The following is a 13,789-nucleotide window of genomic DNA, read 5'->3' on the forward strand; positions in this document are numbered from 1 at the left end:
ACTGTGCCTACACTGAGTTGACGTATCAACCCAATCGTGTCCGGCGCGCCGACGCCCCGGCACGCGCGAGACATGAACGGACGACACATGCACGAGCCGACCAGGACCGCCGTCATCTACTACAGCGCAACGGGAAACGTCCATCGACTGGCCGAGGCCGCGATCGAGGGCGCACGGAAGGCGGGCTCGGAAACCCGGCTGCGCAAGGTGCGGGAGCTCGCACCGGACCACGCCATCTCGGCCAACGACTCCTGGAATGCCCACGTCGAAGCCACGACCGACGTGTCGACGGCCCAACTGGACGACCTGACATGGGCCGATGTGGTGATCTTCGGTGCGCCGACGCGCTACGGCAACGTCGCCTCGCAGTTCCAGCAGTTCCTCGATCTCACCGGCCCGGTCTGGGCGGAGGGCAAGCTGGCCAACAAGGTCTACACGGCATTCACGTCCAGCCAGACGCCGCACGGCGGCCAGGAGTCCACGCTGCTGTCGCTCTACACGACCTTCTACCACTGGGGCGGCATCGTGGTTCCCCCGGGATTCACCGACCCCGTCCAGTTCCGGTCCGGTAATCCCTACGGCGCATCGCACGTGTCCGGAGGGGGCAGCTTCCCCGGCGACACCGAACTGGAAGCGGCGCGGTACCAGGCCCATCGCGCCGTCGACATCGCCACCGCACTGGCCGCGGGTTTCGCCGCGCCCGCCGCACACTGAGGAGCAGCCGACCATGACCTTCGACATCGGAATCATGACATTCGGGGAACTCTCCGAGGACCTCGCGACCGGCACCCTCCCCTCCCCTCGGCAGCGCGTCCGCGACACGATCGAGCAGGCCACGGTGGCCGACCAGGTCGGACTCGACGTGTTCGGGGTCGGGGAGCACCACCGGGGTGACTTCGTCGGGTCGGCACCGCCGATCCTGCTGGCGGGCGCGGCCCAGGCGACCGATCGGATCCGATTGACCAGTTCTGTCACCGTGCTCGGTTCGGAGGACCCGGTGCGGGTGTGGGAGCAGTTCGCGACCCTCGACCTGCTCTCGTCCGGACGCGCGGAGATCATCGCCGGACGCGGCTCGTACACCGAGTCGTTCCCGCTGTTCGGCTACGACCTCCAGGACTACGCCGACCTGTTCCGGGAGAAACTCGACCTGCTGCTCCGGATCCGCGCGGGCAATCCGCTCACCTGGTCGGGACGTTTCCGCGCACCGCTGGTCGAGGCGGACATCGCTCCGCGCGCCGACGGCGACACCATCCCGATCTGGGTGGCGTCGGCGGGACACCCGCGTCCGCGATCAGTACCGGCACGCTCGGACTGCCGATGGCACTCGCCCTGCTGATGGGACCGATCACGCAGCACGAGCAGACGGTCGAGCTCTACCGTCAGGCGGCCGAACAGGCGGGCCATGACGTCGCGGCGCTGCCCATCAGCATCAACACCCACGGGTACGTGGGCAGCACCAGCCAGGAAGCGCGGGACACGATGTATCCCTACTTCGCCAAGGGAATGATGGACAACAACCATCAACGCGGCCGCGGCATGCGGCTGCCCCGCCCGGCGTTCGACGCACAGGCGACGCCGAATGCCGGCCTGCTGGTGGGCAGCACGCAGGAGGTCATCGACAAGCTGTTGACCTATCACGAGCTCTACGGGCTGAACCGGGCCCTGATCCAGACGGGTTTCGGTGGCATGCCGCAGAAGGAGCATCTCGCGACGATCGAACGGCTCGGGACCGAGGTCGCGCCCGTCGTGCGCCGTGAGGCGAGCTCGAAGGGGACGAGTGCCGCATGAGCACCACCGCCCCCGACACCACCACACCAGGAACCACCGCCCCGGGCACCGACGCGGGACCGACCGGCAGCGACGCAGGGCAGGCGTCGCTGCGGGTCGTCGTCGTCAACGGCAGTCCCCACCGGACCTCGAAGACGATGGGGCTCGTCGACGTCATCGTCGAGACACTGTCGGGGATCGTGCCGGTCGACACGTCCCGCATCGACGTCTACTCCCTCGGCACGCCCTTCACCTCCACGGTCGACCGCGAGCAGGACGACGTCGCTCCCGAACTCGAGGCCACGCTGCGCCTGGCCGAGGACGCCGACCTGTTGATCGCTGCCGTACCGGTGTTCCGCGGCTCGTACCCCGGGCTGTTCAAACACTTCTTCGACCTCGTCGCCAGTACGCACTGGCCAACAAACCGGTCCTGCTCGCCGCGACCGGCGGGGGCGAGCACCACGCCCTCGTCCTCGAACACGCCCTGCGCCCGCTGTTCGGTTTCTTCCAGGCACACACCGTGCCCGTCGCCGTCTTCGCCTCGGCGGGGGATTTCGACGGCACCCGCCTGCTCAACCCACGCGTCTACGGACGAATCCACACCGGACTCGACGACGTCGCCGAGTACCTCAGGCCCGCGCCACCGGCCCCCTACCCGGCACGTAACCCCTCCCCGGCGCACCCTTACGGCCGGTCAGCCACACAAGCCCTCACGCCGCGTGGTGGTCCCTCCGCTCGAGCCTGTCGGCGATCCAGACCTTGATGATCGACTGACGCGTCACGCCGAGCCGCCGGGCCTCGAGGTCCAACGCCTCGACCATCCACGACGGAAAGTCCACATTCACCCGGCGCTGTTCCGCATGGGGACGCCGCGCCTTCGACAGGTCGAGGTGAGCCGTCACGTCCTCGCCGTTGTCGAAGCGTTCGTCGAACTCTTCAGCCTTCATAGATGGCCACCTCCACGTCTCTGGCTCGGCGCACGGAGATGATCCGTGTCCGCGCGCCACGGTAGGTCACAACCGCCGACCAATGTTTTCCATCGAGTCGTCCGATCACCAACCAGCGCGGCTCGTCTACGCCGCGAGCCGGCACCTCGATGTAGCCCGGGTCCTCCCACAGCTCCTGCGCAGCCACAAAGTCGATGCCATGTTTGTCCCGATTCAGCTCGCTCTTGCGGGCATCGAATTCGAAGTCCACAGCCCATACCCTGTCAGGGCTAGAAACTATACCTTCACGGGGTCCGAAAAGCCACCCTTACGGGGTGTGGTGGTCGGTGTCTCTCGTGTCGGTGATCGCCATGTGGCCCGGGGCGTGGGCGATGGCCAGTGGGGGTCGCGAGCGCATCACCGCGGCCTGCGGGGTGACGCCGCAGGCCCAGAACACCGGCACCTCGCCCGGTTCGATGCGCACGGGGTCACCGAAGTCGGGGCGGGCGAGGTCGGCGATGCCGATCAGCTCGGGGGACCCGATGTGGACCGGCGCGCCGTGCACCCGCGGGTATCGGGCCGTGATCCGCACGGCGCGTTCGACCTGGTCGGCCGGCATCGGCCGCATCGACACCACCAGCAGCCCGGACATGCGTCCGGCGGGCCGGCATTCCACCGACGTGCGATACATCGGCACGTTCGACCCGTCGTCGATGTGCCGCACCGGCACGCCCGCGACCTGCAACGCCGCCTCGAACGTGAAGCTGCAGCCGATCAGGAACGCCACCAGATCGCCGCGCCACAGGTCGGTGACGTCGGTGGGTTCGGCGACGAGCTCCCCGTCGCGGTAGACGCGGTAGGCGGGCAGGTCGGTGCGCAGGTCACCGCCGAAGATCTGCAGCGACGTCGCGCCCGGTCCGCCCACGCCGAGCACGGGGCACGACTGCGGGTTGCGTTCGGCGAAGCGGGCGAAGTCGTCGGCGTACTCCCCCGGCAACGCGATCAGGTTCGCCTGTGTCCATCCCGGACAGTGCCCGGCCGTGGGCGTCACCGTGCCCGCTCGAAAAGCGGCCCGCGCCTGCCCCGGATCGTCGAACACCGCTACCGGCATCGCTACCTCCCGACCTCCGTGAACCGAACCCGCATTCCCGGGCGCGCCTGGGCCGCTTTGTCGACATCCTGGCCGACGACCACGGCGATCACCGGATACCCGCCGGTGACGGGGTGGTCTGCAAGGAACAGCGTCGGTCTGCCCGTGGGCGGGACCTGCAGGGCGCCCGGCACCATGCCCTCGCTGGGCAGCTCGCCCACCGCGGCGCGCGCGAGCTGCGGGCCGTCGAGACGCGCGCGACCCGGTCGCATTCCGTCGTCACCGTGTACGGCTCGCCGAGCAGGGTGTCGAGTGCGGCGGCGGTGAACCAGTCGTCGCGGGGCCCGCGCACGATCCGCAGCGACACCGTGCCCTCGGCAGGCGGACGCACCGGAGCGCTGTCGACGACGGGGAACTCCGCGGGCGGCGGGCCCACCGGCAGCACCGCCTCGGGACGCAGGATCTCGGGCCCGAGCCCGGACAGCAGGTCCGTCGACCGCGAACCCAGCACGGGTTCGACGTCCACCCCGCCGCGCACCGCGACGTAACTGCGCAGCCCGCGTTCCGCCGTGCCGAGGCGGACCTCGGCCCCCGCCGGCACTCGGATGACGGCGGCCGGGGCGGCGGACCTGCCGTCGACGGTGATCGGACACGGGGCGCCGGTGACCGCGATCGTCAGCGACCCGCGGGCCCGCGCGGCGAAGCCGCCGAGGGTGACCTCGACGCACGCGGCGTCCTCGGCGTTGCCGACGAGCCGGTTGGCCAACCGCAGCGAGCCGCGGTCCGCGGCCCCGGAGACGCCGACGCCGATCCCCGCGTTGCCGGGCCGTCCGAGGTCCTGCACCGTCGACAGTGGACCCGTCGCGGTCACCTCGAGCGCCCGCGGGCTCCCCGCGGCAATCACGACGCGACCTCGACGAACCGCACCCGCACACCGGGCCGCAGCAACGCGGGCGGGTCGCGGTCGACGTCCCACATCGGCAGCTCGGTGCGCCCGATCAACTGCCAACCACCCGGCGACGACCGGGGGTAGACGCCGCTGAACGTGCCCGCGAGCCCGACCGACCCGACGGGCACGCGGGTACGCGACTCGGCGCGGCGCGGCACGTCGAGGGGCCAGCCTTGGCCGGTGAGGTACCCGAATCCGGGTGCGAACCCTCCGAACGCGACGGTCCACTCGGTCGCCGTGTGCTCGGCGATGACGTCGCGTTCGGGCCGGCCGGTGAGCTCGGCGACGTCGGCCAGGTCCGGGCCGTCGTAGACGACCGGGACCTCCAGCACCTGGCCCGGCTGCCGCGACACGCTGACGGGTTCGGTGCCGCGCACGTCCCGTTCGACGTCGTCGGGTCCGGTGCGCCGGGGGTCGAACCGCACGAGCAACGTGCGCGCCGCGGGAACCACGTCGACGACACCGGAGGGCGGCCGCGCCTCGAGCGCCGCGTGCAGCGCCAGCACCTCGTCCAATCCGGACAGTTCGAACAGCACGCCGGCGTCGCCGCACGGCAATGCCCGCAGCCCGGCCGATCCTGCCCGGTCTCCCATCTCACTCACCGCCGGTCGTTCACTGCCACAGGTCGGCGATGCCGCTCAACGAGTTCCAGCCGAGGTACAGCGTGAGCAGCCACGCGGCGACGCCGATCACGATCAGCCACCGCGGATACCGGTAACCGCCCATCAGGTCGCTGCGGCGTGCGGCGACCCACATCAACACGCCGAAGCCGACCGGCAGGATCAGCCCGTTGAGCGCACCGGCGAGGATCAGCAGCGTCGTCGCGCCTGGTTGAGCACGACGAAGCAGAGCGCCGAGATGACGATGAACCCGGCGACGAGCCAGTTCTGCCTGCGCTTCAGCGCGGGCGAGAACGACACGACGAACGAGACCGACGTGTAGGACGCGCCGATCACCGACGTGATGCCCGCGGCCCACAGCACCATGCCGAACAGCCGCATGCCGACCTCGCCCGCGGCGTGACCGAACGCCTCGGCGGTGGGGTTCCCGCCGGTCAACGAGACCCCGCCGGCGACGACGCCGAGGATCGCGAGGAACAGCACCACCCGCATGACGCCCGTGACCAGCAGCGCCACCACCGAGCTGCGCGACACGCGCGCAACCTCGTCGGGCCCGCTGACCCCGGAGTCGATGAGCCGGTGCGCGCCGGCGTACGTGATGTAGCCGCCGACGGTGCCGCCGATCAGCGTGGTGATGACCAGGACGTCGATGGTGTCGGGCACCACCGCCTGGGTCATCGCCTCGCCCACGGGCGGGGCGGACACGATCGCGACGTACGTCGTCAGCGCGATCATCAGGAAGCCGAGCGCGACGACGAGGCGGTCCATCGCCACGCCTGCCTTCTTGCTCACGAAGATCGCGATGGCGATGGCGGCCGACAACGCGCCGCCGAGCTGCACGTCGAGGCCGAACAGGGCGTCGAGGCCGAGCGAGGTGCCCGCGACGTTGCCGATGTTGAACACCAGTCCGCCGAGCACGACGAGCGCGGCCATCAGGTAGCCGACACCGGGCAGCACCTTGTTGCCGAGTTCCTGCGCGCGCAGACCGGAGATGCCGATGACGCGCCAGACGTTCAACTGCACCGCGATGTCGACGAGGATCGAGATGACGATCGCGAAGGCGAACGCGGCACCGAGCTGCGCGGTGAACTCGGTGGTCTGGGTGATGAAGCCGGGGCCGATGGCGCTGGTGGCCATCAGGAAGATCGCGCCGGCCAGTGCGCCGCGCTTGGTCGCACCGGCGAGTGCGGTCTTCGGCGGGGGCGCGTCGCGCTGGGGGCGTGCGTCGTCGGCCACGTCGGCCTCCCGGGGTCGTGGGTGTCGCACGACGGTATCGAGTTGTTCAACAATCCGACAAGAGGCCCCGGCACTTGTTACGCTGCGGACAGCACTCGAGAACGGAGGGCGACGCCGCCGATGGCCGGCCCCACTGCACGCGACAGCGCTCCCACCGGCGCCCAGCCCGATCCGTGGCCCGACCTGCTCGCCGAGGACCACGCCCTGCTCGACCGCACGAGCACCGCCGAACGGGTCGCCGACGCGCTGCGGCAGCTGATCATCGACGGGCGGCTGCTACCCGGAACCCGGCTGTCGGAGCAGAGCGCGGGCAAGGCGCTCGCCGTGTCCCGCAACACGCTGCGCGAGGCGTTCCGCCTGCTCGTGCACGAACGTCTGCTGGTGCACGAGTTCCATCGCGGCGTCTACGTGCGGGTGCTGGGCGCCGACGACGTGACCGACCTGTACCGCACCCGCCGGCTCCTCGAAACGGGCGCGCTCCGCGGGTCCTCGGCCACCCGACGTGGCGGCCTCGCGGCGATCGAGGAGGCCGTCGCCGACGCCGAACAGGCGGCCGCCGACGAACGCTGGCTCGACGTCGGCACCGCGAACATGCGTTTCCACCAGGCGATCGTCGCGCTGGCGGGCAGTCCGCGCACCGACGAGATCATGCGGCAGCTCACCGCCGAGCTCCGGTTGGCGTTCCACGCCAAGCCGGAGCCGCGCCCGTTCCACGAGCCCTACATCGCCCGGAACCGCGAGATCGCGACCCAGCTCGCCGCGGGCGAGGTGGACGCGGCCACCCGCGCCCTCGAGGCCTATCTCACCGACGCCGAACGCCAACTCCTCGACGCCTTCTAGCGCCTCAGATGGCCCGGTAGTCGCGGATCGGGTGGCGGGGCCCGTAGCGGGGCCGGCTGTGCCCGGCGGCCTCGAGGTACCGGACGGCGCGGTGCCGATGCGGGGCGTACGGCGCGAGGACCTCGTGCATGCCCGCGTCGTCGAGTTCCCGCCCGAGGAGCGCGTGCCCGACGACGGCGGGGATGTGGAAGTCGCCGAAGCTGACGGCGTCGGGGTCGCCCCAGGCGCGCTGGGCGATCTCGGCGGCGGTCCACACGCCGATGCCGGGCACGGTGCGCAGCAGCCGCCTGCCCTCCACCCCGCGCAGCGTCGCGGCCGTCTCCAGCCGGGACGCGACCGTCGCGGCGGCCCGCAACGCCCGCCGCCGCGCGAGATCGACGCCTGCACGGTGCCAGTTCCAATCCACAATGGACAAGATCGCGTCGGGGGTGGGCGGCACGCGCATGCCGTCGGGCGCAGGCCCCGGTGCGGGTTCGCCGAACCATCGGCACAGCTCCCGCCAGGATCGCCGCGCCTCGTAGCCGGTCACCTTCTGTTCCAACACAGCGGGAATCAGGACGTCCCACACGCGGCCGGTCGCGCCGAGCCGCACCGCGGGCAGGTTCCGCCGCGCCCGCGCGACGGCGTCGTGGTGGGCGACGAATCCGGTGTCGTCATCGTCGGCGCCCAGCAGTGCGGGCAGCCCGTCGAGCAGCACGTCGGCCCCGTCGCCCCACGCGGCGCCGACCACGTCACCCCCGCTCCGCGTCACGCGCAGCGTCCCCGGCCCGGCCGGCGTCGAGGCCGTCAGCCAGAGCCCGCCGGACCGCTGGAAGCACGGATCGGCGCTGCCGCGGCGCAGCGGTGCGAGCACCGCGTCGACGTCGACCTCGAATCCGGGCCGCCAGCGGCGTTCACGCATCGCTCGAGAACCGGATCGCCCCGGGTGGCAGGTCGACCTTGGGCCACACGCGCGCCCCGTCGAGCAGTTCGCAACCGGCGCCGACGCTCGCGCCGTCGCCGACGACCACGTCGCGCAGGACGGCACCCGCGCCGATCCGCGCGCCTGCGCCCAGCACGGACCGTTCGACGACGGCATCGGCCTCGACGGTCGCGCCGTCGAACAGCACCGAGCCGTCGACGCGCGCGCCCGCGTGCACGACGCGTCCGCACCGATGGTCGTGCCGCCGGTGACCTCGGCGTCGCCGGCCACGGACGCGCCGCCGAGCAGCAGCGCCGGGCCCACGTCGCCCGCGAGCGCCGACGTCGGGGCGATGCCCTGCACGAGGTCCGCGCTGCCGCGGACGAACGTCTGCGGCGTGCCGACGTCGAGCCAGTACGAGTCGTCGACGAAGCCCTGCACGTGCGCGCCCGCCTCGAGCAGCCCGGGGAACGTCTCCCGCTCCACCGACACGCGCCTGCCCGCGGGGATGTCGCCGACGACCGAGCGGCGGAAGACGTAGCAGCCGGCGTTGACCTGGTCGGTCGGCGGGTTCGGCGTCTTCTCCAGGAACGCCGTGACCCGCCCGTCGCGTCGGTGGGCACGGAGCCGAACCGGCTCGGGTCGCGACCTTCTGCAGGTGCAGCGTGACGTCGGCGCCCGACGTGCGGTGCGTGTCGAGCAGGGCGCCGATGTCGGTGCCGGACAGGATGTCGCCGTTGAAGATCACCACGTCGTCGGCGCGCAGGCGCTCGTGCACGTTGCGGATCGCGCCGCCGGTGTCGAGCGGCTCGTCCTCCACGACGTACTCGAGGTCCAGGCCGAACGCGGACCCGTCGCCGAAGTGCTCCTCGAAGACCTCGGCCTGGTAGGAGGTGCCGAGCACCACGTGCTCGATGCCCGCGGCGCGGATCCGCGAGAGCAGGTGCGCCAGGAACGGCACGCCCGCGGTGGGCAGCATCGGTTTCGGCGCGGAGAGCGTCAACGGGCGCAACCTGGTGCCGCGACCACCGACGAGCACCACGGCGTCGACCCCGGCACCCGCCGTGGCACCGACTGCACCGCCTCCGGACGAGGACGCCATTCTCCGAGCACCTACCCTTTCTCATGGCCCTGCCGGCGACAAACCGGGGGAAACACTGACGGTATCGGACCGGAGGGCCTACCCTAGACGCAGAATCGGGCGGCCCTCTTCCGGGAGAGGGCCGGGGCAAGTATCGGGGAGGACAGTGGGCATGGATCCCCGCGATCGGGCGGACGCCGTACTCGCTCGCGCGCAGCAGCGCAGGGGCGTGGTGACGCCGGACAACATGGAGTCGCCCATGGACTCCGCCGATACGCAGGTCATCCCGTCGTCCGTGGTGGCGGGCGCCGAACAGGACCCGGCGGTCACGGCGAAGGTGCCGTCGTCGGTCATCGAGCGCAACGACGAGCGACACCACCTGTCGAACGCGACCCCCACCGTTCCCCTGGCCACGCCGCAGGCCGCCGGCGCCGCCGCTCCCGGCGCGGCCGCTCCCCACGCTCCGGCGCCCGCGCTCGCCGAGAGCGGACGCACGCAGCCGCTCGACACCCCGAACGTGCCCCCGGACATGACGTTCACCGGCGCTCCGGTCCAGAAACCGGCCGCGGCGCAGGGCGCCAACCAGCAGGGCCCGCACCAGCAGCCCACCCAGCCGGTGCAGACTCCCGGCCCCCAGGACGCGGCGGCCGCGGAGCAGGAGTCGGGTTCCTCGGAACCGGCGTCCGACGGGTTCGTGCCGACGACGAAGGTGCAGGCCACCGGCCAGTCCGAGCTGTCCCGCCGCCTCGAGGGACTCTGACTCGGCGGACGCAGATCCGGATCAGCTCCCCTGCCGGTGCAGCAGCCCGAGGTGGAGCGCGCGGAGCACGGCCCGAGTGCGGTCACGGACGTGGAGTTTCATCAGCACGCTCGACACGTGGTTCTTCACGGTGCCCTCGGCGAGGTACACGGCGTCGGCGATCTCCCGGTTGTTGAATCCGCCCGCGAGCAGCCGCAGGACGTCGAGTTCCCGATCGGTCAGCGGTTCGGGCGGGGGCAGGTCGTCGAACTCGGGCACCTCGTCGGCCGCGTCGACGGCGCGCACGAGCCGCTCGGTCAACGCGGGCTGGACGAGTGATCCGCCGCCGGCCAGGGTGCGGATGGCGTGCACGAGCTGCTCGAGCGTGACGTCCTTGAGCAGGTAGCCGCGGGCGCGGCGCGCAGCGCCTTGAGGACGAGCTCGTCGTCGTCGAACGTCGTGAGCACGAGCACCGGGATGTCGATCCCCCGCTCGCGCATGGCCTCGAGGGTCGCGATGCCGTCGCGGCCGGGCATCCGCAGGTCCAGCAGCACCACGTCGAGGTCCTCGCGCGCGAGGACGTCGAGCGCCTCGTCGCCGTCGGCGGCCTCGGCCACGACCGTGACGTCGTCGGCGAGGCCGAGCAGGCTGAGCACTCCCTGGCGCACCAACGTCTGGTCGTCGACCACGCACACGCGGATCATCCGGCGCCCACCTGCACCGGCGCCTGGACGGTCGACTGTTCGGCAGGCGGCAGTTCGAGGTGCACCGCGAACCCGTCCCGGCCGTCGAACGACACGGTCCCGCCCTGTTCCTCGGCGCGCTCGCGCAGGCCGGTGAGGCCGTTGCCGAGCCGCAAGGCGGCGGTGCCGCGGCCGTCGTCGCGGGCGTCGAGCACGATGCCGCCGTCGTCGGCGGCCCGCACCTCGATCCACAGGTTCGCCGCCGCGGAGTGCCGAATGGCGTTGGTGACGATCTCCTGCACGCAGCGGATCAGCACCGTGATGCGGCGTTCGTCGACCTCGACGTCGTCGGCGACGGTCAGGTGCCCGCGCGGCCGGGGCAGGTCGCGGACGATCATGTCGAGCGCCGTGCGCAACTCGGGCGGGCGGGAGCGCAGGTTGCCGACGGCGGCCCGCACGTCGGCCAGCAGGTCCTTGGCCAGCAGCCGCGACCGCTCGACGTCGTCGGCGGCCCCCTGCCCGCGGACCCGGTGCGAGGCCGTCTCGAGGTTCAGCGCCAACGCCGACAGCTTGTGCCCCACCTGGTCGTGCAGTTCGCGCGCGATGCGCAGCCGTTCCTGCGCCTGGCTCGACTCGGCCAGCAACGCCGAGGCGCTGCGCAGTTCGGCGTGGGCGACGGCGAGGTTCTCGTTGGCGATGCGTTCGCGCTGGTCGTTCCAGGCGGTGAACAGGTACATCGCCTGCAGCACCGCGTACAGCGCCGTGCTGAGCAGCAGCTCCATCCAGCCCAGCCCGTGGGACAACACCGACACCGCCACGACGGCGGTGTTGCCGATGGCGACGCCGACGGCGAAGCGCACCGACATGGTCTGGGCGGCCACCGCGGCCACGAACACGAGCAGGATCGGTGTCACGCCGTGGTTTCCCGTGAGCAGCACGGTCGCCGCACCGCAGCCCATCATCACCGTCACGTGGACGCCGGGGTTGATCCGGCTGCCGGCACCCGACGTCCACGCCGCCAGCATCGCGGCGGCGTAACCGACGTAGCACAGCAGCCACACCCAGAACGGCCCGCGCGTCACGTCGCCGACGACGATCTCGAGGTACACCGTCGGCACGCCGATGACGAGATAGACCGCCAGCCCGGCCAGGCCTGCCCACTGCTCGAGGCGTTCGGTCCGCATCCGCAAAGTCTAGAAGCGCCGCACTGCCCGCGGCACCTGCCGGAAGTCATGCCCCGCGATCGTGACGTTCGGCAGAAGCGCCGGACCCGCCCCGCTCCCTACCTTGCTTCTCAAACAGGGATCAGCAGGGGAAAGGACCGGGACATGGGCGTCATCGAGGTCGACGACGTACGCAAGCGCTACGGCGACACGACCGCCGTGGACGGCGTCAGTTTCACGGTGGAACAGGGCGAGATCTTCGGCGTGCTCGGCCGGAACGGGGCGGGCAAGACGACGACCGTGGAGATCATCTCCGGACTGCGGAAACCGGATTCGGGGACGGTCCGCGTACTCGGGCTCGACCCGATGCGCGACCGCAAGGCCGTACGCAACGTCCTCGGCGTGCAGCTGCAGGAGGGCATGCTGCCGGACAACGCGACGGTCACCGAGATGATCCGGCTGTACCGCTCGTTCTACGCCGACGGTGACGACCCGGAGCGGCTGCTGGCCGACCTGGGCCTGGAGGACAAGCGGGGCACCCGCGTCGAGAACCTCTCCGGCGGGCAGCTGCAGCGGCTGTCGATCGCGCTCGCGCTCGTCGGCAAACCGCGGGTGGCGATCCTCGACGAGCTGACCACCGGGCTCGACCCGCGGGGCAGGCGGAACACCTGGCAGCTGGTCGAGCAGGTGCGCTCGGCGGGCGTGACGATCCTGCTCGTCACGCACTTCATGGACGAGGCGCAACGGTTGTGCGACCGCATCGCGGTGTTCGACCGCGGCCGGATCGCCGCGTTGGACACCCCGGAGGGACTCATCGCGCGCACCCACGGCGACGGCAACGCCTCGCTCGACGAGTCGTTCCTCGCCATGACCGAGGACACCGAGGACACCGAGGACTTCGGGGACTTCGGGGACTTCGAGGACTTCGAGGACGAGTTCGATGTGGAGGCAGGGCGATGACGGGCACGGCGAACACAGCGACCACGGCGATTCCCCGCACGGGCCCGGGGTGGCGCGGCTGGGCCGCGTTGACGGCCCACGAGGCACGGATGGTCCGGCGGGACACGGCAGGCCTGCTGTTCCCGCTCGGCATGCCGCTGCTGATCCTCGTGATGAGCGGCGGCGGCGAGTCCGATGCGGTGCCGGGCATGGCCGGCATGAGCCAGCAGATGGCGTTCCTGCTGCCGATGGCGATCACGATGGTGGTCGCGATGATCGGCGTGATCAACGTGCCGTCGTTCCTGGCGACCTATCGGCGGTACAAGATGCTCCGCAGGCTGTCGGTGACGCCCGCGAGCCCGATGATGGTGCTCGTCGCGCAGATGGTCGTGGGCCTGGTGCAGGCCCTCGCAGGGATCGCGCTGCTGCTCGTGGTCGCCGCATTGATGTTCGACGTCGCCCCGCCCGCCGGACCGCTGACGCTGGTGGGCGTGTTCGCGCTGATGACCACGGCGATGTTCGCGCTCGGCATGCTCGTGGCGGCCGTGTCGCCGACGCCGAACGCGGCGCTCGCGATCGGCCTCATCGGGTTCTTCGCGATCATGGCGCTCGGCGGCGGGTTCGGCAACGCCGAGAGCCTGCCGAGCTGGCTCTCGACGGCCGGCGGGTACCTGCCGTTCGGCGCGGGGCTGCAGTCGATGCTGGCCGCGTGGACGGGACAGGCCGTCGACGCGGGTCAGCTCGCGGCGCTGGTCGTCACCACGGTCGTCGCGGGAGCGGTGTCGGCACGCCTGTTCAAGTGGGAGTAGCGAACGGCGTGCGGTGATCGGGGGTGTGGTGATCGGAGGAGCCGGT

13 protein-coding genes and 5 pseudogenes are annotated in these 13,789 nt (G+C 71.4%); 7 read left to right on the forward strand and 11 right to left on the reverse strand.

All coding sequences use genetic code 11. The annotated features are described in order from the left end of the window. Positions 1-87 precede the first annotated feature (87 nt). The 3 genes and pseudogenes from wrbA (at position 88) to BJF85_RS31060 (ending at position 2,530) form a co-directional block, all read left to right on the forward strand. Positions 88-714, forward strand: a complete 627-nt coding sequence (gene wrbA / locus BJF85_RS03895) for an NAD(P)H:quinone oxidoreductase (protein WP_075845796.1) — start codon at positions 88-90, stop codon at positions 712-714. Between the two features lie 34 nt (positions 715-748). Then, positions 749-1,788, forward strand: a pseudogene (locus BJF85_RS03900) (LLM class flavin-dependent oxidoreductase). Between the two features lie 137 nt (positions 1,789-1,925). After that, positions 1,926-2,530 (forward strand): annotated as a pseudogene (locus BJF85_RS31060) (NAD(P)H-dependent oxidoreductase). Here BJF85_RS31060 and brnA read toward each other — a convergent pair. The 6 genes and pseudogenes from brnA to BJF85_RS03935 all read right to left on the reverse strand — a co-directional run bounded on the left by brnA (position 2,478) and on the right by BJF85_RS03935 (position 6,510). Then, positions 2,478-2,714: a type II toxin-antitoxin system BrnA family antitoxin gene (gene brnA, locus BJF85_RS03910; RefSeq protein ID WP_075845798.1), complete on the reverse strand. Its 237-nt coding sequence runs from the start codon at positions 2,712-2,714 to the stop codon at positions 2,478-2,480. The pseudogene BJF85_RS31060 and the gene brnA overlap by 53 nt on opposite strands. Continuing rightward, positions 2,704-2,964: a BrnT family toxin gene (locus BJF85_RS03915; protein WP_075845799.1), complete on the reverse strand. Its 261-nt coding sequence runs from the start codon at positions 2,962-2,964 to the stop codon at positions 2,704-2,706. Before BJF85_RS03915 ends, brnA begins: the two co-directional genes overlap by 11 nt. Before the next feature lie 57 nt (positions 2,965-3,021). Beyond that, entirely contained in the window at positions 3,022-3,804 is a 783-nt protein-coding gene (locus BJF85_RS03920) for a putative hydro-lyase (RefSeq protein WP_075845800.1), read from the reverse strand. A 2-nt stretch (positions 3,805-3,806) separates the two neighbouring features. Then, a pseudogene (locus BJF85_RS03925) lies at positions 3,807-4,687 on the reverse strand (biotin-dependent carboxyltransferase family protein). After that, on the reverse strand, positions 4,684-5,298 hold the full coding sequence (gene pxpB / locus BJF85_RS03930) for a 5-oxoprolinase subunit PxpB (protein ID WP_075845832.1): 615 nt from the start codon (positions 5,296-5,298) through the stop codon (positions 4,684-4,686). The pseudogene BJF85_RS03925 and the gene pxpB overlap by 4 nt, the downstream one beginning before the upstream one ends. Positions 5,299-5,344: 46 nt before the next feature. Further along, a pseudogene (locus BJF85_RS03935) lies at positions 5,345-6,510 on the reverse strand (NRAMP family divalent metal transporter). Positions 6,511-6,708: 198 nt separating this feature from the next. Between BJF85_RS03935 and BJF85_RS03940 the strand changes: the two are divergent. Next, entirely contained in the window at positions 6,709-7,428 is a 720-nt protein-coding gene (locus BJF85_RS03940) for a GntR family transcriptional regulator (protein WP_075845801.1), read from the forward strand. Positions 7,429-7,432: 4 nt separating this feature from the next. On the opposite strand, the gene BJF85_RS03945 is transcribed toward BJF85_RS03940, so the two are convergent. Together BJF85_RS03945 and BJF85_RS03950 are read right to left on the reverse strand one after the other, a co-directional pair. Continuing rightward, on the reverse strand, positions 7,433-8,329 hold the full coding sequence (locus BJF85_RS03945) for a DNA-3-methyladenine glycosylase (protein WP_075845802.1): 897 nt from the start codon (positions 8,327-8,329) through the stop codon (positions 7,433-7,435). Further along, positions 8,322-9,431: pseudogene (locus tag BJF85_RS03950) on the reverse strand (sugar phosphate nucleotidyltransferase). The gene BJF85_RS03945 and the pseudogene BJF85_RS03950 overlap by 8 nt, the downstream one beginning before the upstream one ends. A 151-nt stretch (positions 9,432-9,582) precedes the next feature. Here BJF85_RS03950 and BJF85_RS03955 point away from each other — a divergent pair. After that, a complete protein-coding gene (locus tag BJF85_RS03955) occupies positions 9,583-10,170 on the forward strand; it encodes a hypothetical protein (RefSeq protein WP_075845803.1) in 588 nt (195 codons plus the stop codon). Between the two features lie 21 nt (positions 10,171-10,191). Here the strand turns inward: BJF85_RS03955 and BJF85_RS29555 are convergent, their stop codons facing one another. From BJF85_RS29555 to BJF85_RS03965, 3 genes are read right to left on the reverse strand one after another with little or no spacing between them, the layout of a single operon-like run. Further along, a complete protein-coding gene (locus BJF85_RS29555; RefSeq protein ID WP_255375371.1) occupies positions 10,192-10,470 on the reverse strand; it encodes a response regulator transcription factor in 279 nt (92 codons plus the stop codon). Then, positions 10,467-10,853: a response regulator transcription factor gene (locus tag BJF85_RS29560; protein ID WP_255375367.1), complete on the reverse strand. Its 387-nt coding sequence runs from the start codon at positions 10,851-10,853 to the stop codon at positions 10,467-10,469. The genes BJF85_RS29555 and BJF85_RS29560 overlap by 4 nt, the downstream gene beginning before the upstream one ends. Then, on the reverse strand, positions 10,850-12,016 hold the full coding sequence (locus BJF85_RS03965) for a sensor histidine kinase (RefSeq protein WP_075845804.1): 1,167 nt from the start codon (positions 12,014-12,016) through the stop codon (positions 10,850-10,852). Before BJF85_RS03965 ends, BJF85_RS29560 begins: the two co-directional genes overlap by 4 nt. Before the next feature lie 144 nt (positions 12,017-12,160). Between BJF85_RS03965 and BJF85_RS03970 the strand changes: the two genes are divergently transcribed. Together BJF85_RS03970 and BJF85_RS03975 are read left to right on the forward strand one after the other, a co-directional pair. Continuing rightward, a complete protein-coding gene (locus BJF85_RS03970) occupies positions 12,161-12,955 on the forward strand; it encodes an ABC transporter ATP-binding protein (RefSeq protein ID WP_083665897.1) in 795 nt (264 codons plus the stop codon). Next, complete coding sequence (locus BJF85_RS03975) at positions 12,952-13,743, forward strand: ABC transporter permease (RefSeq protein ID WP_075845805.1); 792 nt, start codon at positions 12,952-12,954, stop codon at positions 13,741-13,743. Before BJF85_RS03970 ends, BJF85_RS03975 begins: the two co-directional genes overlap by 4 nt. Positions 13,744-13,789 lie beyond the last annotated feature (46 nt).

This window comes from Saccharomonospora sp. CUA-673 (genome assembly GCF_001942305.1).
Lineage (GTDB): Bacteria > Actinomycetota > Actinomycetes > Mycobacteriales > Pseudonocardiaceae > Prauserella.

Coding starts and splice junctions, on each gene's coding strand:
- BJF85_RS03920 (WP_075845800.1), bottom strand. CDS start 3,804: ATGCCGGTAGCGGTGTTCGACGATCCGGGGCAGGCGCGGGCCGCTTTT.
- brnA (WP_075845798.1), bottom strand. CDS start 2,714: ATGAAGGCTGAAGAGTTCGACGAACGCTTCGACAACGGCGAGGACGTG.
- BJF85_RS03940 (WP_075845801.1), top strand. CDS start 6,709: ATGGCCGGCCCCACTGCACGCGACAGCGCTCCCACCGGCGCCCAGCCC.
- BJF85_RS03955 (WP_075845803.1), top strand. CDS start 9,583: ATGGATCCCCGCGATCGGGCGGACGCCGTACTCGCTCGCGCGCAGCAG.
- BJF85_RS03970 (WP_083665897.1), top strand. CDS start 12,161: ATGGGCGTCATCGAGGTCGACGACGTACGCAAGCGCTACGGCGACACG.
- BJF85_RS03945 (WP_075845802.1), bottom strand. CDS start 8,329: ATGCGTGAACGCCGCTGGCGGCCCGGATTCGAGGTCGACGTCGACGCG.
- BJF85_RS03965 (WP_075845804.1), bottom strand. CDS start 12,016: ATGCGGACCGAACGCCTCGAGCAGTGGGCAGGCCTGGCCGGGCTGGCG.
- BJF85_RS29560 (WP_255375367.1), bottom strand. CDS start 10,853: ATGATCCGCGTGTGCGTGGTCGACGACCAGACGTTGGTGCGCCAGGGA.
- wrbA (WP_075845796.1), top strand. CDS start 88: ATGCACGAGCCGACCAGGACCGCCGTCATCTACTACAGCGCAACGGGA.
- BJF85_RS03975 (WP_075845805.1), top strand. CDS start 12,952: ATGACGGGCACGGCGAACACAGCGACCACGGCGATTCCCCGCACGGGC.